This is a genomic window from Pseudomonas sp. PDM24, from assembly GCF_019218905.1.
Taxonomy (GTDB): domain Bacteria; phylum Pseudomonadota; class Gammaproteobacteria; order Pseudomonadales; family Pseudomonadaceae; genus Aquipseudomonas.
The window spans coordinates 1184761-1206042 of the sequence record NZ_JAHUWR010000001.1 but is presented as its reverse complement, the minus strand read 5'-3'; the positions used below and the strand labels follow the sequence as shown (position 1 = coordinate 1206042).

The following is a 21282-nucleotide window of genomic DNA, read 5'->3' as shown; positions in this document are numbered from 1 at the left end:
GTACTGGCCCCTTCGCGAGCAAGCTTCGCTCCTACAGGGTCAGATGTCGATCCGGATTCTGCGGGCAACCTCGAATACCTGTAGGAGCGAGGCTTGCCCGCGAAGGCGGTCTGTCAGGCGACATCGATGTTGAATGTACTGGCCTCTTCGCGAGCAAGCTTCGCTCCTACAGGATCAGATGTCGATCCGGATTCTGCGGGCAACCTCGAATACCTGTAGGAGCGAGGCTTGCCCGCGAAGGTGGTCTGTCAGGCGACATAGATGTTGAATGTACTGGCCCCTTCGCGAGCAAGCTTCGCTCCTACAGGTTTGCTGGCTGACCACAGAATTGTGATCGACTCAAAACCAGTGTGGGAGCGGGCTTGCTCGCGAAGGCGATCTGTCAGGCGACATAGATGTTGAATGTACCGGCCTCTTCGCGAGCAAGCTTCGCTCCTACGGAGATTGTGTTTTACCTATAAATAGCTGGAGCACCACATGTCCTCCTCACCCCAACCGACCTGGCCGGACCAGCACACAGCCTGCCTCGCCCTGGCCTTCGACCTCGATGGCCCGACCGGCGATGCGATGCTCAACGGCTCGATCTGGCGTAAACCCGAGTATTTCGGTTTCGGTGGTTATGGCCCCTATCGGGCTCTGCCGCGGATTCTCGATTTGCTGGATGAGTTCCGGATCCCGACCACGTTCTTCGTCCCGGCCTGGGTCGTGGAGAACTGGCCGAAACAGTGCCAGGCAATCGTCGAGCGCGGGCATGAGGTGGCTTACCACGGTTACAAACATGAATCCTTTTACGCCCTGACGCTGGACCAGCAAAAGGACGTGATGCACAAATCCCGCGAGGTGTTCTGGAAGCATCTGAACATCCGCGCCGAAGGTTTCCGCACACCATCCGGCGACTGGCGGGCCGAAACGCCGGCGATGCTGGTGGAAGCTGGCGTGACCTACTCCAGCAGCATGCGCGGCGATGATCGGCCGTATCTGGTCAACGTGCCGGGCTTCGATACACCGCTGGTGGAAATCCCCGGTCGCTGGGAAATGGACGACTACGCCTCCCTCGCCTACACCCGCGCGCCGGACTTTCCGTCGGGGCTGGACCGCACCGCCAGCTACGCGCTGACCCTCGACAACTGGTGCCGCGAATTCGACGGTGCCATGGCTGAAGGGTTGTGCCTGACCACCCTGTTCCATCCCAAGATCACCGGCAAACCGGGGCGCATCCTGCTCTTGGAAAAACTCTTCGAACACATGCGCCAACGCGACGACGTCTGGTTCGCCACCTGCCGCGACGTCGCCCACTGGTGGCTGAAGGAGCATCACCATGGCTGATTCCACTGTCTGGCCCAACGGCTACCGCTGTGCCGTGGTGCTGACCGTCGATTACAACGACATCCACGGCATCCTCACCCAGGCGCCGGAAGTCGCCGGGCGCGATAAGACTTTGTCGGTGTGGCGCTACGGCACCCAACGCGGTGTCGAGCGTTTGCTCGGGCTTTTCGAAGAACTGGGCGTTTCCAGCAGTTGGTTCATTCCCGGCATCGTCGCCGAGGAAAACCCGCAGCACATCCGAGCGATCCAGGCCGGCGGGCATGAGATTGCCTGCGCCGGGTATCGCCATCAGAACTACGACAAGCTGACGCTGGCCGAGCAAAGCACCGAGGTCGCCAAGGGTTGCGCGGCATTGAGCGCGTTGACCGGTCAGCGTCCGACAGGCTTTCGTATCCCGGCCGGCAACGGTGCGCCGGGTTTCATCGAGGCGTTAAGGGAGCATGGCATCCGCTGGGACTCGTCATGGCGCGGCGATGATTTGCCCTTCGCTCATCCGACGGCGCCCGAAGTGATCGAGTTGCCATTGCACTACGAACTGGAAGATGAACCCTACTTCGCCTTCAACCTCAGCCCGGCGGTGCCGCCGGCGCAATCGCGGATCGCCTCTTACAGCCACACGCTGGGCAACCTGCAAATGGACTTCGCCGGGTTTCACCGCTTCGGGCTGTGTTACGTGCTGCGGTTGCACCCGGAGATCATCGCCACGCCCGGGCGGATCGGCGTGTTGCGCGAATTGCTGCAAAGCATCCAACAACATGACGACGTGTGGATCGCCACCGGTGCCGAGGTCGCTCAATGGTGGGCTGAATCGGCAGCGCCCGTGGCCGAGGATCATCCGGCAGCCGTGTACGAACGTCATTACCGGGATTACGGCGTATGAAAGATCAACAGATCTCAGCCTTCGGTAGCGCCTACGATGGAGTCGTGCGGATGGAGCGGTTGGCACAGTTCTGCGTCGATACTCGCTTCGAAGATTTACCTCCCGCGTTGGTTGCGCAAGCCGGGCGACACATCCTCGACACCTTCGGCGTGACCCTGGCCGGGGCTGGCAGTGATGTGGCGAAGCAGGCGCGTCAGGTTTTCGAGGGTGAGACCGGCAGCACGTTGGTCTGGGGCACCGGTCAGCGCGTCGGCGCAGCGCAGGCCGCCATGCTCAACGGCATCGCCGCACATGCCCTGGAGCTGGACGACACCGGCGGCTGCGATCACTCCGGCGCGGTGGTGCTGCCGGCGGTGATGGCTGCGCTCTCGATGTCGGAGCTATCGGTTTCTGAAGCGTCAGTAAACGGCCGCGAGTTGATCACCGCCGTGGTGATCGGCTACGAAATCGGCCGCCGGGTACTCGAAGCCTGCGGCAGTTATTCGGCCCACAACGGCGCCGGTTGGCACTCCACCGCGACGTGCGGGGTCTTTGGTGCGGCGGCGGCCAGTGCACGGATTCTGGGGCTGGATGCACAGCAAACCCTGGCGGCGCTGGGCATTGCCGGCAGCTTCAGCGGCGGTCTTTGGGCGTTCATTCATGACGGCTCGCAAAGCAAAAAACTCCACAGCGGAAGGGCCGCCGAAGGTGGATTGTTGGCGGCGCGATTTGCGCAACAAGGCATCACCGGGCCGACAAAACTGTTCGATGATGTCTGGGGCGGTTTTCTCAAGACCCTCGCGGCGGATACCGCCGTGCCTGAGGCGTTGGACGCCGAACTGGGACAGGTATGGAAACTCGCCCGCTGCTCGATCAAACCCTATGCGGCATGCCGGGGGACGCATTCGGCGATCGATGCATTGAGCCTGTTGCTGGATCAATTGCAGGTCAGCGCGGATCAGGTCGAGAGCGTTCAGGTGTCGTTGTGCGGATTTCTTCAGGACATGTGTGGCGGTCAGGACATCAATACCCTGCCGGCGGCGCAAATGAGCCTGCGCTATGCCCTCGCCGCCCGGCTGGCCCATGGGCATTGCCGGTTGGAAGCCTACGACGACGAACAGCGCCACCATCCGCGAATTGCTCACTGGATGTCGCGTATTCACCTTGAAGTCGACCCGCTACTGTCCGAGGATGGCGAGCCTGTGGTCAGCCTGCAGACCGTGGACGGTCGGCAAGCGAGCCTGTGCGTTGAGGTGCCGCTGGGTGCGCCGGGCAATCCGCTGAGTGATGAGGCGCTGGAGGAGAAGTTCTTCAGTCTGGCGGGCCGGGTTATGCCGCGACAGCGGGTGCAAGGATTGATTGAGCAGTTGTGGCGGCTGGAAGAGCTGGAATCGGTTCGGGCGCTTGATCGGTGGCTGAGTTGAATAGTGTGTTGCCTGGTCCGGCCTCTTCGCGAGCAAGCCCGCTCCCACAGTTGATCGGGTTGATCACAAATTTTGTGATCGGCACAGTTTTAATGTGGGAGCGGGCTTGCTCGCGAATGGCAGCGACTCGATATCCCGGCGAACACTACGAAATCTAAAATAAGGACATTTGCCCCACCGTGGCCACTTACTCCCTCGTTATCCGCCGCTTGATGATCGTTTCGCTGACCATCGTCGTCAGCCGCGCCATTACCAGCCCGTTGCTCACCCTGTTTCTGAGCAACAAACTCGGCCTCAACCAACAGGACGTCGGCCTGTTGCTGGGCATCGCGGTGTTCATCGCCACCCTGCTCGCGCTTTACGGCGGTTACATCATCGACCGCCTCGAAAAACGTCGGCTGCTGATTCTGACCATGCTCTCCAGCGCCATCGGTTTCGTGCTGCTGACCTTCGCCGAAAACCTCTACCTGACCACCGCCACCCTGGTGATCACCGAAACTGCCTCGGCGCTGTTCCTGATCGGGTCCAAGGCGATCCTCAGCGAAAACCTGCCCGTGGGCCAGCGCGCCAAGGCTTTTTCACTGCGCTACACCCTGACCAATATCGGCTACGCCACCGGCCCGATGCTCGGCGTGGTGATCGCCGGGGTGCAGCCAACAGCTCCATTCCTGATCGCTGGCGGAATCGCATTCTTCAGTATTTTCCTGATGAGCGGGATTCCCAAAGACCCGGCCCAGACACCCGCCATCGGCCAGCCTCAGAGTTTCCTCAAAACCCTGATCACCCTGAAGAACGACCGCACGCTGATCATGTTCACTTGCGGCTGCCTGCTCAGCACCGTGGTGCACGGTCGTTTCACCCTGTATTTGTCGCAATACCTGCTGGTCACCCAAGACACCAAACGCGCCCTGGAAACCATGGCCGCCCTGCTCGCCTGCAACGCCATCAGCGTGATCCTGCTGCAATACCAGATCGGGCGGTTCCTCAAGCGCGAACAACTGCGTTACTGGATTGCTGGCGGCACCAGCCTGTTCATCCTCGGGTTGATCGGTTTCAGCCTGGCTGACAGCATGGTGAGCTGGTGCGTGGCGATGTTCATTTTCACGCTTGGCGAAATGATCATTTACCCGGCCGAATTTCTGTTCGTCGACACCCTGGCCCCGGAAGAACTGCGCGGCAGCTACTATGGCGCGCAGAATCTCGCGGCCCTCGGTGGGGCGCTGAGCCCGGTGATCTGTGGCTATCTGCTGCTGCACACGCCCGCGCCCACCATGTTTTATGCACTGAGTGCGTTGACGGCGATGGGCGGTTTGCTGTGCTTCATGAGCGGTCGGCGCGTGGCAATACTGCAAAAATAATGCACTGAAGCAGCATTAATATGAATTTGTCAGTATAAGGAATGAACGGCACACTGTGCGCCGTTCCTCCCCAATAGTTGGAACTACTTCAAGGGCTTTCTGGGTATCCCAGCTAAGCCTTTTTTTTGCCTGGATTTTTATACGGACCGTTTGCCTCATGTTCGCTCGCTGGTTACCTGCCGCCATCAATACCCGCCCTTCAGAATGGAGCCGCGCCGCCATCGGCATGTCACTGGGCACGATGTTCAGCGTCTGGCTCTGCAGTCAGGTATTCGGCATGCAAGTGGCGCTGCATCTGATCGGGCCACTGGGCGCCTCGGCGGTGCTGTTGTTCGCCGTGTCCTCGGGCGCGCTTGCCCAGCCGTGGTCGATTCTTGGCGGTTACCTCTGTGCGGGAGTGGTCTCGCTGCTGGTCGCTCATGTACTCGGACGCACCCTCGGCAGCGCTTGCCTGGCGGCGGGCATGGCGCTGATTCTGATGTGTTGGTTGCGTTGCTTGCACCCACCGGCTGGTGCGTTGGCGTTGCTTATGGTGGTGGCAGACCCGGCGACCATCGCCCTGGAGTGGAAAGCCCTCGGCCCGGTGATGCTCAGTGCCTCGACGATGCTGCTCAGCGCATTGGCGTACAACAATCTGACGCGCATTCGGTACCCCAAACGTCCCGCTGAACCGGCGCCGATGATGCCCGTCCCCGACAGCCAGGCGATCACTGCCGCGGATCTGAAACTGGCCCTCGCCGACATGGAGGCCTTCTACGACGTCACCCCTGAAGACCTCGAGCAGTTGATCCATGCCAGTGAGCTACATGCCAAGCGGCGTAGCATCGGTGAAGTGCTGAGCAGCAGAGCCTGAGGAAAAAGGCTTTTGTGGTGAGCAGGCTTACCCCGATGCCAGTCAGTCAAGTGCAATCCCTGTGGGAGCGGGCTTGCTCGCGAAAGCGGTGTGTCAGGCTGCATCAATATTGACTGTGCCGCCGTCTTCGCGAGCAAGCCCGCTCCCACAGGTTCCGCATCTTGACTGACAGACTCGCCGCCGATTGCTGCCAAAGGTTGCGATCCTTGGAAGTTGCCCTAAGGTAAAAATGCAAACAGCACCTGCACGTATCCCGGTTGTACATCACAAATTTGCACTGATACGATCCAGCATCGCTCGCGCGCGAGCTTCTCTAGAAAGAACAATAAAAGCAGGGAGTTAGTGATGACTGCTCAGGTTTCATCCCCGACAACACAGCCCATGGATGCCACGCAAAACGAAGTGTTGGCCGAGGTTCGCAATCACATCGGTCACCTGACCCTCAATCGCCCCGCCGGCCTCAACGCCATTACCCTGGACATGGTTCGCAGCCTGCAACAGCAGCTCGATGCCTGGGCACAGGATCCGCAGGTGCACGCGGTGGTGTTGCGCGGCGCTGGTGAGAAAGCGTTCTGTGCCGGCGGCGATATTCGCTCGCTGTACGACAGTTTCAAAAGTGGCGACACCCTGCACGAAGACTTCTTCGTCGAGGAATACGCCCTCGACCTCGCCATCCATCACTATCGCAAACCGGTCCTGGCCTTGATGGACGGCTTTGTGCTGGGCGGTGGCATGGGGCTGGTGCAAGGCGCCGATTTGCGGGTGGTCACCGAGCGCAGCCGTCTGGCGATGCCCGAAGTGGCTATCGGTTATTTCCCGGACGTTGGCGGCAGTTACTTCCTGCCGCGCATCCCGGGTGAGCTGGGCATTTATCTCGGCGTCACGGGCGTGCAGATTCGTGCCGCCGATGCGCTCTATTGCGGCCTGGCCGACTGGTATCTGGACAGCGCCAGCCTGAGCACGCTGGACGAGCAACTCGATCACCTCCAATGGCACGACACGCCGCTCAAGGACCTGCAAGGCGTGCTGGCGAAACTCGCCGTGCAGCAACTGCCGGTAGCGCCCCTGGCGGCGTTGCGGCCGGCCATCGATCACTTCTTCGCCCTGCCCGATGTGCCGAGTATGGTGGAACAACTGCGTGAAGTGACCGTCGCCGATAGCCACGAGTGGGCCACGGCCACCGCCGACCTGCTGGAAAGCCGTTCACCGCTGGCCATGGGCGTGACCCTGGAAATGCTGCGGCGCGGTCGGCACCTGAGCCTGGAACAGTGCTTCGCCCTCGAACTGCACCTGGATCGCCAGTGGTTCGAACGCGGCGACCTGATCGAAGGCGTGCGCGCCTTGCTGATCGACAAAGACAAGAACCCGCGCTGGAATCCGCCGACTCTGCAGGCGCTGGACGCCGGGCACGTGGCGAGTTTTTTCACCGGGTTCGACCCAAGCTGGAGCTGAGCCATGCACGATATCGAATTGAGCGAAGAGCAAGTGATGATCCGCGACATGGCCCGGGATTTTGCCCGCGGCGAAATCGCGCCCCACGCACAAGCCTGGGAAAAGGCCGGCTGGATCGATGATGGTCTGGTGGCGAAGATGGGTGAACTGGGTCTGCTGGGCATGGTGGTGCCCGAGGAATGGGGTGGCACTTATGTCGACTACGTCGCCTACGCCTTGGCGGTGGAGGAGATTTCCGCCGGTGATGGCGCCACCGGTGCGCTGATGAGCATCCACAATTCCGTGGGCTGCGGGCCGGTGCTCAACTACGGCACCGAAGCACAGAAACAGCAATGGTTGCCGGACCTCGCCAGCGGCCAGGCCATCGGTTGCTTCTGCCTCACCGAACCCCAAGCCGGTTCCGAAGCGCATAACCTGCGCACCCGCGCCGAACTGCGCGACGGCCAGTGGGTGATCAATGGCGCCAAGCAATTCGTCAGCAACGGCAAACGGGCGAAACTGGCGATTGTCTTCGCCGTGACCGATCCGGAGCTGGGCAAGCGCGGCATCTCGGCATTCCTGGTGCCGACCGAAACCGCGGGTTTCATCGTCGACCGCAGTGAACACAAGATGGGCATCCGCGCTTCCGACACCTGCGCCGTGACCCTGAACAATTGCACCGTTCCCGAAGCCAACCTGCTCGGTGAACGCGGTAAAGGCCTGGCCATCGCCCTCTCCAACCTCGAAGGCGGCCGCATCGGCATCGCCGCGCAAGCCTTGGGCATCGCCCGGGCAGCGTTCGACGCAGCGCTGGCTTACGCGCGGGATCGGGTGCAGTTCGACAAGCCGATCATCGAACACCAGAGCATCGCCAATATGCTGGCCGACATGCATACCCGACTGAACGCCGCACGCTTGCTGATCCTGCACGCCGCACGGTTGCGCAGTGCCGGCAAGCCGTGTCTGTCGGAGGCTTCACAGGCCAAGCTGTTTGCCTCGGAAATGGCCGAGAAGGTCTGCTCGTCGGCGATACAGATTCATGGCGGGTATGGGTATCTGGAAGATTACCCGGTGGAGCGCTACTACCGGGATGCGCGGATCACGCAGATTTATGAAGGGTCGAGCGAGATACAGCGGATGGTGATTGCCCGGGAGCTCAAGCACTATCTGGTTTGAAGCCCTAAAAGCTTCGCGAGCAAGCCCGCTCCCACATTAGTCCTGCGGTGTACACAGCATTTGTGAACACCCTGGATCAAATGTGGGAGCGGGCTTGCTCGCGAAGGCGTCCGTGAGAGCGCTACATCACTTACCCTGGAACTCCGCCTCACGCTTGGCAATAAACGCCGCCATCCCTTCCTTCTGATCCTGCGTCGCAAACGCCGCATGGAACACCCGACGCTCAAAACGCACGCCTTCCGACAGGCTGACTTCAAACGCCCGGTTAACGCTTTCCTTGACCATCATCGCAATCGGCAGCGACTTCTTGGCAATCAGCGCCGCGACTTTCAACGCCTCTTCCAGTAGCTCATCGGCCGGCACGATCCGCGCAACAATGCCGCAACGCTCTGCTTCTACGGCATCGATCAAACGCCCGCTCAGGCACATTTCCATGGCCTTGGCCTTACCCACGGCGCGGGTCAGACGCTGGGTGCCGCCCATGCCCGGCAACACGCCGAGGTTGATTTCCGGTTGACCGAATTTGGCGTTGTCGCCCGCCAGAATGAAGTCGCACATCAACGCCAGTTCACAACCACCGCCCAAGGCGAAACCATTGACCGCGGCGATGATCGGCTTGCGGCGGTTGGCCACGCGATCGCTGTCGCTGAACAAGTCATCGAGGTAGATCTGCGGATACGTCAGCTCAGCCATTTCCTTGATGTCGGCGCCGGCGGCGAAGGCTTTTTTCGAGCCGGTCAGCACGATGCAACCGATGTTCGAATCGGCTTCCAAGCCATCGAGGGCATGGTTCAGTTCGCTGACAATTTGCGCATTCAACGCGTTCAAGGCTTGCGGACGGTTGAGGGTGATCAGGCCGACGCGGCCGTGGGTTTCCAGCAAAATCGTTTCGTAGTTCATCGGTGGATTCCTTCTCAAAGATTGCGCGAAATGACCATGCGCTGAATATCGCTGGTGCCTTCGTAGATCTGGCACACCCGCACGTCGCGGTAGATCCGCTCCAGCGGGAAGTCGTTCAGGTAACCGTAACCGCCAAGGGTTTGCAACGCTGAGGAGCAAACCTTCTCGGCCATTTCCGAAGCGAACAGCTTGGCCATGGACGCTTCCACCAGCGCCGGTTTGCCGCTGTCGCGCAATGCCGCCGCGTAATGCACCATCTGCCGGGCCACGGCGATCTGGGTCGCCATGTCCGCCAGCCTGAACGCCACTGCCTGGTGTTCGATGATCGGCTTGCCGAAGCTCTCGCGTTCACGAGCATAGTCGCGGGCCGCTTCGAACGCGGCGCGGGCCATGCCCACCGATTGCGAGGCGATGCCGACACGGCCGCCTTCGAGGTTGGCCAGGGCGATCTTGTAGCCTTCGCCCTCCTCGCCCAGTCGATTGGCCACCGGGACTTTCACATCCTCGAAGAGGATCTGGCAGGTGTCGGAGGCATGCTGACCGAGTTTGTCTTCGACTCGCGCGACTTTATAACCCGGCGAATCGGTCGGCACGATCAGCGCTGTGATGCCGCGTTTGCCGGCACTCGGATCAGTCACCGCAAACACGATCACCACCCCGGCGTTTTGCCCGGAGGTGATGAATTGCTTGCAGCCGTTGAGCACGTAGTGATCGCCGTCCAGCCGCGCACGGGTTTTCAGGCTACTGGCGTCGGAGCCGGCTTGCGGTTCGGTCAGGGCAAACGCACCGAGCATCGCGCCGCTGGCCAGCGGCTTGAGGAAGCGTTCTTTCTGATCGTCGTTGCCGAACTTGAGGATCGGCACGCAACCTACCGAGTTGTGTACGCTCATGATGGTCGAGCAGGCGCCATCGCCCGCAGCAATTTCTTCCAGCGCCATGGCGTAGGCCAGGTAACCGGTGTCACAACCACCCCACTGCTCCGGCACCAGCATGCCGAAGAAGCCAAGGTCGGCCATCTCGCCAATGGCTTCCTTGGGAAAGCGATGTTCGCGGTCCCATTCGGCGGCGAACGGTTTCAGCCGTTCCTGGGCAAACTGCCGGGCCGCGTCGCTGATCTGAAGTTGTTCGTCATTGGGAATCATGCCAAGTCCTTAAAAATGAGCCTAACGCACAAAATGCCTGGTTGAAACGCTGAACCTGTGGGAGCGGGCTTACTCGCGAAAGCGGTGTGTCATTCAACATTGATGTCGATTGACCCGGCCTCTTCGCGAGCAAGCCCGCTCCCACAATGGGATAGCGTCAGTTTCAGTACAGACATTCCACAGCCATGGCCGTGGCTTCGCCGCCGCCGATGCAGATCGCTGCAACGCCGCGTTTCAGACCTTTCTGGCGCAAGGCCGAGAGCAAGGTCACGAGGATCCGCGCGCCGGACGCACCGATCGGGTGGCCCAGGGCGCAAGCACCGCCGTGAACGTTGATCTTCTCGTGGGGGATTTCCAGTTTGGTCATGGTCACCAGACTCACCACCGCGAACGCTTCGTTGACTTCGAACAACTCGACTTCGTCCAGGGACCAGCCGGTTTTCTTCATCAGCTTCTTGATCGCGCCCACCGGTGCCACCGGAAACAGCCCCGGCGTGTCGGCAAATGCAGCGTGACCATGAATCACCGCCAGCGGTTTCAGGCCTTGTTTCTCGGCTTCGGAACGGCGCATCAACACCAGTGCCGCCGCGCCGTCGGAGATCGAACTGGAGTTCGCCGCGGTCACAGTGCCGCCATCGCGGAACGCCGGTTTCAGCGAGGCGATCTTGTCCAGTTTGGCTTTCGGCGGCTGTTCGTCATGGCTGATCAGCACCTGCTCTTTGCCGACGGTCACGGTGAGCGGCACGATCTCGGCGGTGAAACTGCCGTCCTTGATCGCCTGTTGCGCGCGGGTGGTCGAAGCAATGGCAAAGGCGTCCTGAGCTTCGCGGGTAAAACCGTTGGTTTCTGCGCAATCCTCGGCGAAGGTGCCCATCAGGCGACCCTTGTCGTAGGCATCTTCCAGGCCATCGAGGAACATGTGATCGAGCACCCGGCCATGGCCCATGCGGTAACCGCTGCGGGCGCGGTCCAGCAGGTACGGCGCGTTGGACATGCTTTCCATGCCACCGGCGACGACCACATCGGCACTGCCGGCGATCAGCATGTCGTGGGCCAGGATCGTGGCCTCCATGCCCGAACCGCACATCTTGTTCAGTGTTGTGCAACGGGTCGATTTATCCAGTCCGGCGCCCAGTGCCGCTTGCCGCGCCGGGGCCTGGCCGAGGCCGGCGGAGAGCACGCAGCCGAACAGCACTTCTTCTACGGATTCAGGAGCGACACCGGCGCGTTCGACGGCAGCACGAATCGCTGCGGCGCCCAGCTGCGGTGCGGTCAGGCTCTTCAGTTCGCCCTGGAAACCGCCCATCGGGGTGCGGACGGCACTGACAATAACAATCGGATCGTTGGAAAGTGTCATGTCTAATCCTCCTTATTTGGCGGCCATGCGCAAGGCACCGTCGAGACGGATCACCTCGCCGTTGAGCATGCTGTTTTCTATGATATGCCTGACCAGCGCGGCGTACTCGCCCGGCTTGCCCAGACGCGGCGGGAACGGCACGCCAGCGGCCAAGGATTCGCGCACTTCCGGGGTCATGCCGGCCATCATCGGCGTTTCGAAAATGCCCGGGGCGATGGTCATCACGCGGATGCCGAAGCGCGCCAGTTCACGGGCGGCGGGCAAAGTCAGGCTGACGATCGCACCTTTCGAAGCCGAATACGCGGCCTGACCGATCTGGCCGTCGAAGGCCGCGGCCGACGCGGTGTTGATGATCACGCCACGCTCACCGTCTTCGTCAGCTTCGGTTTCGGCAATCGCCGCGGCCGCCAGACGCAGCATGTTGAAGCTGCCGATCAGGTTAACGTTGATCACCTGGCTAAAACTGTCCAGCGCATGAGGACCGTTCTTGCCGAGGATCTTCTCGCCACGGACGATGCCAGCGCAATTGACCAGCCCATTGAGGCCGCCAAACGCTTTGACCGTCGCCTGCACCGCTGCTTGCGCCGCCGTTTCATTGCTGATGTCCGCCACCACGCTTTGTGCGCCCAGACGTGCAGCCTGGGCCGCGACGGCTTCGGCGTTCATGTCCACCAGCATCACCTTGGCGCCGGCAGCGATCAGCATTTCAGCGGTGGCGGCACCGAGGCCGGATGCACCGCCGGTGACGAGAAAAACCTTGTTTTCGATCTGCATCATTGTTTCCTTGGATTCAAGCTGAAACGTTCTTCGCGGCGGCCTCTTGAGCCTTGGCGATTTCCTGGTTGCGCAAGATAAAGCGCTGCAGTTTGCCGCTTGGGGTTTTCGGCAATTCGCTGACAAATTCGATTTCACGGGGGTACGCGTGCGCCGCCAGACGCTTGCGCACGTGTTGGCGCAACTCTTCGGCGAGTGCAGGTTCGGCACGGTATTGCGGGCTGAGCACGACGAAGGCTTTCACCAGCTCGGTACGTTCCGGATCGGGCTTGCCGATCACCGCCGCTTCGACCACTGCCGGGTGTTCGACCAACGCGCTTTCGACGTCGAACGGGCCGACGCGGTAGCCGGAGGTGGTGATCACGTCGTCGCTGCGACCGACGAAGCTGATGCTGCCGTCCGGGTTCCACTCAACGGTGTCGCCACTCAGGTAATAGTTGCCGACGAACGCCTTGGTCGGCGCACCTTCGTAACCGCCGAACCAGCACATCGGCGACTGGGTGCGGTCGATGGCCAGAATGCCGGGCTGGCCGACGCCCAGTTCTTTGTATTCGTCGTCGAGCACCACGATGCGGTGGCCCGGCGAGGCGAAACCGGCAGCGCCGACGTGTACCGGATGATCGAGGCCGTGGTGATTGCACAACACCATGCCCAGTTCGGTCTGGCCGTAATGGTCATGAATCACCACGCCGAGATTATCGGCGAACCAGCGGATCACTTCCGGGTTCAGCGGCTCGCCGGCGCTGCTGACGATGCGCAGCTTGCCCTTGATCGAGCGGGAGAATTCATCGCCACCGGCAATCAGCAAGCGATAGGCAGTCGGCGAACCAGTGAGGTTGGTGATCCCGTATTTGTTGATCACCCGACAGGTGCTTTCGAGGGTGAACGGGCCATCGTAAAAGGTGATCGGGTGCCCCATCGCCATCGGCCCGGTGACGCCGAAATAGATGCCGTAGGCCCACCCCGGATCGGCGACGTTCCAGAATGCGTCTTCGGGGCGCAAGTCCACCGCGTCACGGGTGTAGCTCTGGAACGCGACGATCGCCTTGAGCGGCACCGACAGCGCTTTCGACGGGCCGGTGGTGCCCGAGGTGAACATCAGCAGGAACGGGTCTTCGCCGGTCAGTAATACCGGTTCGCAGACGCTGGAGTAGTTGGCCAGTTCGGCCCAGAAACTGAAATCACCCCGAACAATACCTTGGCCTTTCGGGCCGCCGACGGTGACGATGGTTGGGCAGTCGGCCACTTCAGCCAGTTTCGGGCGATTGACGGCGTCGGTTACTACGACTGCGGCGCCGGAGCTGTTGAGGCGATGTTCGATGGCTTTCGGGCCGAAGGCGGTAAACAGCGGTTGATAGACCGCGCCGATGCGCCAAGTGGCGAACACGGTGATCAGTAATTCGATGTTGCGTGGCAGGAGGCCGGCGACTTTATCGCCCTTCTTAACACCCTGGGCCAGCAGGAAATTGGCGAAGCGCGCGGCTTTGTCCTGCAAGTCGCTGAAGGTGTAGGTCGCGCTGGCGCCGTCGCGACCTTCCCAGAACAGCGCGATGCGCCCCGGCAAGGCATGCCGGTCGCAACACTCGACGCAGGCGTTGAGCGCGCTCAACGACCCTGTGAGCGCGGCATCGACGGTGTGCTGATAATTGAACTGTGACGTGGCAGACAAGTAATCGCGCATTGCCAGAATCCCTGTGTCTTTTTATTAGGTTGGGGGAACCGTAAATAACAGGGAAATATTCGCTCTGCGCGGGGAGCGGGACAATGGTCAAAGCTATCAAGTTGTGTGACTGGTTTGGCCAAGGTTCAAGGAATGCGTCGCCTGGGCGGACGCCTTCGCGAGCAAGCCCGCTCCCACATAAGTTTTGTGTGGGTTGCAAATAGGTGGGCAGACACAATTCCACTGTGGGAGCGGGCTTGCTCGCGAAGGCGCCAGACCAATCAACACAAAATCCGGATCAGCTCGCCTCGTTAAGAATCAAACTCCGATAATGCCCCGGATTAGACCCCGACCACTTGCGAAACGCCTTGTAGAACGAGCTGGTATCGGCAAACCCCAAACGGGTGGCGATTTCGGTGAAGCTGATGGCAGGCTCCGCCAGCCAGACGATCGCCAGTTCCTTGCGCACACTGTCCTTGAGCCCCTGATACGTCTGGCCCTCTTCAGCCAGGCGCCTACGCAGGGTCGAGGCCGACATGCACAGTTGCTGCGCCAACGCCTCGGTTTCCGGCCAGTGTTCGGCGGGCAGTTGCCGCAGATCGTGTTTGATCCGACTGGCCAGGCTCTCGGGATCGCGGTACTTGACCAGAATGTTCGCCGGCGCATGGGCGAGGAATCGCTTCAGTTCTTCGGGGCTGCGCTTGATCGGCAAATCCAGGCAGTCAGCCGAGAAAATCATCCGCGTGCGCGGCCGGTCGAACCGCAGGTTCTCGGAGAACATCACCCGGTAGTCATCGCAAAAATCCGGCGCCGGGCAACGCAACTCGATGGCCAGGATCGGTATCCGCCGCCCCGCCAGCCAGCAGGCAACGCCATGCACGATCATCCAGTAAGTGAAATAGGTGAAGGCGCGGCGCGGGTCTTCGTCGTCCTCCAGCAGTACGATTTCCGCCAGGCTTTGCTGGCGAACCAGTTGCGCGGGCAGGCGTTCGAGCATCAATGACAGAAAGCTCAGCCCCGAGGTCAGCCCGGCGGCCAGGCTTGGCTGAACCATCGAGCAGCGACACAGGAACTCCAGACTGCCGGACTTGAGCTTGCGCGGGTCCATGCCAAAAAACTCATCGTCCCCGCGCCGAGCCAGCAAGCGCCACAACCGCGCATAGGCGGTGGCCGGAACACGGGCGTCGGTGGTTTCCAGCAGCACAGGATCGATGCCGACCTTGTTCAACACCTCCGCGGTGGCAGCGCCCGGGGCGCAACTTTGCAACAGCGCTTCACGCACCAGTTGAATGGAGATGGTGTCTTTTTCCGACATTGACCGAGGCGAGCCTTGTTCTTGTTTGAGTGGTGAGCATATTAGCGCAGCCACCACAGCCAGGCGCAGATCACTGTGGGCAGCCTAAATCCCTGTGGGAGCGAGCCTGCTCGCGAAGGGGCCATAACAGTCAACATTGATGTCGCCTGACACACCGCTTTCGCGAGCAAGCCCGCTCCCACAGTGGATTTGAGTCGATGCACGATTGTGTGACCGACACATGGCTCACTGTGGGAGCGGGCTTGCTCGCGAAGGCATTATTACCGGCGACACACCTTCGACGCCGGGTTGAACCTCACAAAATCCGATACAACAACCGCTCGATCCGTACCCGGCTGACACGCTTGAGAAACTTGGCCACTCCCGCCGGATAATCCGGCAGCGTTTCCAGATCCTGATACCGCTCGATGCGGCGGGTGTGCTGGAAAATCTCCGCCAGCTCATTGCCGCGCGGCTCCAGCAATTCACCTTTCGGATCATCAATCAGCAACGCGTTTTCCAGATCGAGACGAAACGCCCGTGGATTGAGGTTGTTGCCGGTCAGCAAGGTATAGCGCTGATCGATCCACATGCCCTTCAGGTGATAGGTGTTGTCGCCATCCTTCCACAAATGCAGGTTCAGCTTGCCACTGTCGATGCTGCGCTGATGGCGCTTGGCGAAGCGTCGCAGGCTGATTTCGTAAAGGTATGGCAGCGCCGCGATCACCTTGAACGGCTCGCTCGGCGGAATATAGAAATCGTTGGCGGTTTTGTCGCCGACGATGATGTCGATCTTCACCCCCCGCGCCAGCGCCCGGTTGATTTCCCGGGTCACCGCCAGCGGCAGGTTGAAGTACGGCGTGCAGATGGTCAGCTGATGCTGGGCGCTGGCGATCAGCTCACAGATCACCCGACTCAACGGGTTGTTCTTGCCCACACCGAGCAAGGGGCTGACGGATAAACCGCCCTTCGCCGTGCTGCCCGCCGTGGTGTCGTACGCCGCGTGCTTGAGACGGCTGCGCAGGTCACCGATGTCGTTACGCAGGCTGCGGGTGGTCGGCAGGTTCGGCAGGTCGAGGCGATGCACCGCTTTGGAGGCGATCAGACCGTGCTGAATCAGGTGCTGCATCGAGTCGGCCAGCGCGTGATTCTGCAGCAGGTGATAACGGTCGAAGCGGTACTTGTCGAATTTATGCAGGTAAACATTGTTCAGGCTCGCGCCGCTGTAGAGCACGCAATCGTCGATCACGAAGCCCTTCAAATGCAGCACGCCGAACAGCTCGCGAGTCTGCACCGGCACGCCGTACACCGGCACCACGCTTTCGTGGGTGCGGGTCGTTTCCTGATACCAGGCCGCGTTGCCCGGCTGCTTGCCGGCACCGATCAAACCGCGCTGGGCGCGCAGCCAATCCACGACCACCACCACGTCCAGTTCCGGGCGCGCCAGTTTGGCGGCGTGCAGGGCATCGAGGATTTCCTGCCCGGCCTCATCCTGTTGCAGGTACAGCGCAACGATATAGATGCGCCGGGTTGCCTGAGCGATTTGTTCCAGCAGGCAACGACGGAACTCGGCGGCGCCAGAGAGGATGGTGACGGCATCGGCGGTCAGCGGAAAACTGCGCAGTTTAGGCAGCAGAGAGCGTTTGAAAAGCGACGGCATAGGGCTCGCAAAAAGGTCGAATCCGAAGAACCCGAGAGCTTACACCATGGATGGGTTTGGGTCTTGTTACTGTCTGTAATGGCCTCTTCGCGAGCAAGCCTCGCTCCTACGGTTGATTGCATTCCCCTGTAGGAGCGAGGCTTGCCCGCGAAGACAATCTCACAGCCGCCACAAATAACTTCTTGACCAAGGAGAACGATCATTCTACTGTTAGCCACATGAACGAAATCACTAGCAACGACACACGCGACATCATTCTGGATGTCACCGAAAAGTTGATCTACAAAAGTGGCATCGCGGCCACCGGCATGGATCTTCTGGTGAAAACCGCCGGCGTTTCCAGAAAAAGTATTTACCGCTACTTCGCCAACAAGGAGGAGCTTACCGTCGCGGCCCTGCAACGCCGTGATGTGCGCTGGATGCATTGGTACCGAACGGAAGTCGGCAAGGCACAAACCCCGGCCGAGCGCCTGCTCAACCTGTTTACCGTGCTCAGGACCTGGTTCGACTCCGAAGGCTTTCGCGGTTGCGCATTCATTAACACCAGCGGCGAAACCGGCGATGCGCAAGACCCGGTTCGCCTGGTCGCCAAAGACCACAAACAGAAACTGCTCGACTACGTGTGCGAGCTCTGTACCGAACATGGCGCAACAGACCCGGAGACGCTGGCCAAACAGCTGCTGATCCTGATCGACGGTGCCATTACCGTAGCGCTTGTGATGGGTGATCACAGTGCCGCCGATAATGCGCAATGCATGGCGCGAAAGTTATTGGACCTGTAACACTCTTTAATAAGCCCGACAACTTGCTAGAACGTTAATTTGATAGGGAGACTTAATATGTCTACTGCCGAAGTTCGTCCGCCATTGCCGCCGTTTACCCGTGAATCGGCCATCGAAAAAGTTCGCCTGGCCGAAGATGGCTGGAACTCCCGCGACCCGGAACGGGTGTCCCTGGCCTACACCCTGGACACCCAATGGCGTAACCGCGCCGAGTTCGCTCACAACCGCGAAGAAGCCAAAAATTTTCTGGCCCGTAAATGGGCCAAGGAACTGGACTACCGGCTGATCAAGGAACTCTGGGCCCATGGCGACAACCGTATCGCTGTGCGTTATGCCTACGAATGGCATGACGATTCGGGTAACTGGTTCCGCTCCTACGGTAACGAGAACTGGGAGTTCGACGAGAACGGCTTGATGTTCAACCGTTACGCCTGCATCAACGACATGCCGATCAAGGAAAGCGAACGCAAGTTCCACTGGCCGCTGGGCCGCCGACCGGATGATCACCCGGGCTTGTCCGACCTAGGCCTATAACTTCACCGAGTTCCCAGGGAGTTGGCTTGCCCGCGATGGCGATGTCACAGACAACATTTTCGTTGAATGTGACACCGTCATCGCGGGCAAGCCTCGCTCCTACGGTTTTTCATCGTTAGGGATAATTGCGATTACACCAATTCTGTAGGAGCGAGGCTTGCCCGCGAAAGGGCCAGACCGGTCGCCGCAGAGATTGGATATGGGTAAGATACCGGCCTTCCCCGCAGCCCATCTTCTGCGCCCTGCCGAATAAGCCCATTTCATGCCTTTCGAACTCAGCGTTGACCTCACTACTCTGGCCGTTCTGGCTCTCGTCGCTTTCATCGCCGGTTTCATCGACGCCATCGCTGGCGGTGGCGGTCTGTTGACCACCCCGGCGCTGCTGACCGCCGGCCTGCCGCCGCACCTGGTGCTGGGCACCAACAAGCTCAGTTCGACCTTCGGCTCGGCCACCGCCAGTTTCACTTTCTACCGGCGCAAGCTGTTCCATCCTCGACAATGGACGCACGCGATCGTCGGCACGCTGGTGGGCGCACTCACCGGTGCCGTGGTCGCTCATTACCTGCCAGCGGAATGGCTGAACAAGATGCTGCCAGTGATCGTTTTCGCCTGCGGTCTGTACCTGTTGTTCGGCGGCACACCAAAGGCGCCGCTGGACAGCGACGCACCGATCAAGAAGAAGTGGCAATCGAGCCAGGGCTTCAGTCTTGGTTTCTACGACGGCGTGGCCGGCCCGGGAACGGGTGCGTTCTGGACCGTCAGCAGCCTGCTGCTCTACCCCATCGACCTGGTCAAGGCCAGCGGCGTGGCGCGCAGCATGAACTTCGTCAGCAACATCGCAGCGCTGTCGGTGTTCATATTTTCCGGGCAGGTGGACTGGATCATCGGCCTGAGCATGGGCCTGTCGGTGATGGTCGGCGCCTTCTTCGGCGCGCGCACCGCCATCAGCGGCGGTGCGAAATTCATTCGCCCGGTGTTCATCACCGTGGTGCTCGGCTTGACCGTCCGGTTAGCCTGGCAGCACTGGTTCAGCGTGGCCTAAGCGCCGCGCCACATAGACATCGATGAGGTAACGGGCAATCGAGCGTGACGCCGGCAACGGCGGCAGCTCGTGCACGTTGAACCACTGGGCGTCTTCGATCTCATCTTCCTGACAGACAATCTCGCCACCGGCGTACTCGGCGTGAAAACCGAGCATCATCGAATGCGGGAACGGCCAGCATTGACTGCCCATGTACTGGATGTTCTTGACCTCGATCTGCACCTCTTCGCGGACCTCGCGAATCAGGCAGTCCTCGGCCGACTCACCCGGCTCGGCAAACCCCGCCAACGTACTGTAGACCCCGGCGACAAAACGCGGCGAACGAGCCAGCAGAACCTCGTCGCCACGGGTCACCAGCACGATCATGCTCGGTGAAATGCGCGGATAGTGGCGTATATCACACGGCTCACAGTACATCGCCCGCTCACGCGGCACCTGGCTCATCACCTGCCCGCAATTGCCACAAAAACGATGTTCACGGGCCCAGGTACCGATTTGCGCGGCGTAGCCGAGCACCTTGTAAACGGTGTGATCACCCTCAAGCATGAACGCTCGCAGGCCTTTCCAGTTGCAGCCCGGTACTTCGCTGTGACTGCGCAGCTCCAGCAGGTAGACCGGTTCGCCATCCAGGTGACCGATGCCATGCTCGGCGAGAATCGACAGGTCCTGACGCTTGAGCCATTCCCGTGGAAACAGCGCGCCATTGTCATCGAACAAAAAGCCTTCAGGGCTGCGCGCCACGGCCCAACCGCCGGGTTGATCGGTGTCCAGTACTGCGGTGGTCCAGCGTGAAATCATGGTTAATCAATCCAGAAATTCGGGTTTCTGTTTGCTCATATGGGCGGCCATGGCCACGCGCAGATCGGTGGATTGCAGCATGGCGGCGTTCCAGGTGGCGACGTATTCGAGGCCGTCGTCGATGCGATGGTCGCGCATGTAGCTGATCATCTCTTTGGTGCCGGTGATAGCGATCGGCGACTTGCTGGCGATCTCGCGGGCAATGCCCATCACGCCGTCAAGCAGGCTGGTGGTATCGCTGTAGACGCGATTGACCAGGCCAATGTTGCGCGCTTCGTCGGCGCCAAAGGTGCGACCAGTGTAAGCCAGTTCACGCAGCATGCCGTCACCGATTATCCGTGGCAAGCGTTGCAAAGTGCCTACATCGGCTGCCATGCCGATGTCGATTTCCTTGATGGAAAATTGCGCATCCTCGGCGGCATAACGCATGTCGCAGGCTGAAATCAGGTCGATGGCGCCGCCCAGGCAATAACCCTGAATCGCCGCCAGCACCGGTTTGCGGCAGTTGTCGACGGCATTGAAGGACGCTTGCAGCGTGAGGATCGTTCGTCGTAGCAGCCGTGCATTGCGGCTGACGTCCTTGCCCAACTCATTGAGCATACCGGCCATCATCATCAGATCGATCCCGGAAGAAAAATGCTTGCCGGCACCACTGAGCACCACCACCCGCACTTCATCGGTATCGTCGATCCACTGGAAAATCTCGATGATCTCGCTCCAGAACGCGGCGTTCATCGAATTGATCTTTTCCGGGCGATTGATCTGCACATGGGCGATGTTATCGGCCAGTTCGACGCTGAAGGCGGTGTATTGAGACATGGCAGTGATCCTTTACCGGGGCAGAAATGAGGCCCGAACTATAACAAGGCATTAGTGCCGACAGTAAGGCAGCGGTTCGGCCAAATGCGGGAC

General features: G+C 60.5%; 19 protein-coding genes. 10 read left to right on the top strand and 9 right to left on the bottom strand.

From position 1 onward, the window contains the following. Positions 1 to 477: 477 nt before the first annotated feature. From KW837_RS05540 to KW837_RS05510, 7 genes are all read left to right on the top strand, one after another. Positions 478 to 1326, top strand: coding sequence for a polysaccharide deacetylase (locus tag KW837_RS05540; protein ID WP_218394816.1), 849 nt, complete (start codon positions 478 to 480; stop codon positions 1324 to 1326). Then, complete coding sequence (locus tag KW837_RS05535) at positions 1319 to 2206, top strand: polysaccharide deacetylase (protein WP_218394815.1); 888 nt, start codon at positions 1319 to 1321, stop codon at positions 2204 to 2206. The genes KW837_RS05540 and KW837_RS05535 overlap by 8 nt, the downstream gene beginning before the upstream one ends. Then, on the top strand, positions 2203 to 3609 hold the full coding sequence (locus KW837_RS05530) for an MmgE/PrpD family protein (RefSeq protein WP_218394814.1): 1407 nt from the start codon (positions 2203 to 2205) through the stop codon (positions 3607 to 3609). Before KW837_RS05535 ends, KW837_RS05530 begins: the two co-directional genes overlap by 4 nt. Before the next feature lie 179 nt (positions 3610 to 3788). Then, on the top strand, positions 3789 to 4967 hold the full coding sequence (locus tag KW837_RS05525) for an MFS transporter (protein WP_218394813.1): 1179 nt from the start codon (positions 3789 to 3791) through the stop codon (positions 4965 to 4967). A 157-nt stretch (positions 4968 to 5124) separates the two neighbouring features. Further along, positions 5125 to 5820, top strand: a complete 696-nt coding sequence (locus KW837_RS05520; RefSeq protein WP_218394812.1) for an HPP family protein — start codon at positions 5125 to 5127, stop codon at positions 5818 to 5820. 345 nt (positions 5821 to 6165) lie between these two features. Then, positions 6166 to 7272: an enoyl-CoA hydratase/isomerase family protein gene (locus tag KW837_RS05515; protein WP_218394811.1), complete on the top strand. Its 1107-nt coding sequence runs from the start codon at positions 6166 to 6168 to the stop codon at positions 7270 to 7272. A gap of 3 nt (positions 7273 to 7275) precedes the next feature. Next, positions 7276 to 8427, top strand: a complete 1152-nt coding sequence (locus KW837_RS05510; protein WP_218394810.1) for an acyl-CoA dehydrogenase family protein — start codon at positions 7276 to 7278, stop codon at positions 8425 to 8427. Positions 8428 to 8553: 126 nt separating this feature from the next. Here KW837_RS05510 and KW837_RS05505 read toward each other — a convergent pair whose 3' ends face one another. The 7 genes from KW837_RS05505 to pssA all read right to left on the bottom strand — a co-directional run bounded on the left by KW837_RS05505 (position 8554) and on the right by pssA (position 17214). Then, the gene (locus KW837_RS05505) at positions 8554 to 9327 is read right to left on the bottom strand and encodes an enoyl-CoA hydratase (protein ID WP_218394809.1); all 774 of its coding nucleotides are present in this window, start codon (positions 9325 to 9327) and stop codon (positions 8554 to 8556) included. 14 nt (positions 9328 to 9341) lie between these two features. Further along, entirely contained in the window at positions 9342 to 10469 is a 1128-nt protein-coding gene (locus KW837_RS05500; protein ID WP_007900180.1) for an acyl-CoA dehydrogenase, read from the bottom strand. Positions 10470 to 10632: 163 nt separating this feature from the next. Beyond that, positions 10633 to 11826, bottom strand: a complete 1194-nt coding sequence (locus KW837_RS05495; RefSeq protein WP_218394808.1) for an acetyl-CoA C-acyltransferase — start codon at positions 11824 to 11826, stop codon at positions 10633 to 10635. Between the two features lie 12 nt (positions 11827 to 11838). Then, the gene (locus KW837_RS05490; protein WP_192342985.1) at positions 11839 to 12600 is read right to left on the bottom strand and encodes an SDR family NAD(P)-dependent oxidoreductase; all 762 of its coding nucleotides are present in this window, start codon (positions 12598 to 12600) and stop codon (positions 11839 to 11841) included. A gap of 16 nt (positions 12601 to 12616) precedes the next feature. After that, positions 12617 to 14281 (bottom strand): AMP-binding protein, encoded by a 1665-nt coding sequence (locus KW837_RS05485; RefSeq protein ID WP_218394807.1) that lies wholly within the window; start codon positions 14279 to 14281, stop codon positions 12617 to 12619. A gap of 277 nt (positions 14282 to 14558) precedes the next feature. Beyond that, positions 14559 to 15575 carry an AraC family transcriptional regulator gene (locus tag KW837_RS05480; protein WP_218394806.1) on the bottom strand — a complete coding sequence of 339 codons (1017 nt, stop codon included), beginning with the start codon at positions 15573 to 15575 and terminating at the stop codon, positions 14559 to 14561. Between the two features lie 295 nt (positions 15576 to 15870). After that, complete coding sequence (gene pssA, locus KW837_RS05475) at positions 15871 to 17214, bottom strand: CDP-diacylglycerol--serine O-phosphatidyltransferase (RefSeq protein ID WP_218394805.1); 1344 nt, start codon at positions 17212 to 17214, stop codon at positions 15871 to 15873. Between the two features lie 218 nt (positions 17215 to 17432). On the opposite strand from pssA, the gene KW837_RS05470 reads away from it, so the two are divergent. The 3 genes from KW837_RS05470 (at position 17433) to KW837_RS05460 (ending at position 19572) form a co-directional block, all read left to right on the top strand. Next, entirely contained in the window at positions 17433 to 17996 is a 564-nt protein-coding gene (locus tag KW837_RS05470; protein WP_192342981.1) for a TetR/AcrR family transcriptional regulator, read from the top strand. Positions 17997 to 18053: 57 nt separating this feature from the next. Beyond that, the gene (locus tag KW837_RS05465) at positions 18054 to 18530 is read left to right on the top strand and encodes a nuclear transport factor 2 family protein (protein ID WP_218394804.1); all 477 of its coding nucleotides are present in this window, start codon (positions 18054 to 18056) and stop codon (positions 18528 to 18530) included. Positions 18531 to 18792: 262 nt separating this feature from the next. Then, the gene (locus tag KW837_RS05460) at positions 18793 to 19572 is read left to right on the top strand and encodes a TSUP family transporter (protein ID WP_038983228.1); all 780 of its coding nucleotides are present in this window, start codon (positions 18793 to 18795) and stop codon (positions 19570 to 19572) included. Here the strand turns inward: KW837_RS05460 and nudC are convergent. Further along, the gene (gene nudC, locus KW837_RS05455) at positions 19540 to 20370 is read right to left on the bottom strand and encodes an NAD(+) diphosphatase (protein WP_123497031.1); all 831 of its coding nucleotides are present in this window, start codon (positions 20368 to 20370) and stop codon (positions 19540 to 19542) included. The two genes, KW837_RS05460 and nudC, sit on opposite strands and share 33 nt — an antisense overlap. Before the next feature lie 6 nt (positions 20371 to 20376). Further along, complete coding sequence (locus KW837_RS05450; RefSeq protein WP_218394803.1) at positions 20377 to 21189, bottom strand: crotonase/enoyl-CoA hydratase family protein; 813 nt, start codon at positions 21187 to 21189, stop codon at positions 20377 to 20379. Positions 21190 to 21282: the final 93 nt, after the last annotated feature.